The sequence below is a fragment of the Photorhabdus temperata genome, assembly GCF_025384845.1.
Taxonomy (GTDB): Bacteria; Pseudomonadota; Gammaproteobacteria; order Enterobacterales; family Enterobacteriaceae; genus Photorhabdus; species Photorhabdus temperata.
Window position 1 is genome coordinate 1 of sequence record NZ_JAJAFX010000184.1, and the last position, 979, is coordinate 979.

The 979-nt window shown below is 38.6% G+C and carries 1 protein-coding gene; it reads left to right on the plus strand.

Annotated features, from left to right (window positions below; translation table 11 throughout):
• A partial coding sequence (locus tag LGZ99_RS24475) for a hemagglutinin repeat-containing protein (RefSeq protein WP_262979852.1) occupies nt 1-979 on the plus strand: 979 nt, incomplete at both ends.

The window sequence follows — 979 nt, forward strand, 5'->3', positions numbered from 1 at the left end:
TATGACCTGCCGGCCAGCAGTGAAAAGCTGCCGGAAATACTGTCGGCTAAAAATATCTTATTACACGGTGGAGAGATCACCCTCAAAGATAAAATCAACGCGGCTAATGATCTAAACATAATTTCTGAAAGCGATATTACCCTCAAAAATTCAACACTTTCGGCACCCAATAATTTATCTATGGCTGCCGTCAATAATATCAATATCTGGCAAAGTGATATAAAAGGAAAGGATATCACTGCTATCAGCCGTCATGGAGATATCCTATTTCATAATGGTGATCAATTCGGTTATCTTTGGCGCCAACATAGTACTAATGATCATCCTGTATCCAATAAATTAGATGCCGTCGGTAATTTAACTATTAACTCGGGTAAAAACCTCCTTTTACAAAACGTCTATTTACAACCGAGTAAAAATATCTCTCTGATAGCAAATAATGATGTGACCGTAGAAAACCATGCAGACACCTATAATTTTGCAAAATCAAAGACAGCAAACAGTCATAATGCACCAATATCAGGGATATTAAATGCCCTTGAATCACTGACAATCCATGCTGGAAATAATATTTCCGCCAAAGGTTCAGATATCTCTGCGGGGAAAGATATTTCTTTAATCGCAGCAAAAGATATTGATTTGAGTGCCGCCGAATTAGAATATAAAAATCATATTCTACCGCAAGACTCAACAGAACTTAGCAGCAAAATTACGGCAAAGAATAATATCAGCATAATGAGTGGTGGTGATATTAATGGGAAAGCGGTTCAGATACAGGCTAATGGCAACACATTATTATCCGCAGGAAGAAATATCACATTACCTTCCCTGGCTTATTCTGTCATTAACCCAGCCAATGATAACAACAAGGATGACCAACATATTATTGCTCAAATCCGTGGTGATAAAAAACTGACGATGGCAGCCAATGGGACCCTCACCACCGCGGGTGCTAAATTGACTTCTGATGGTGATGTCA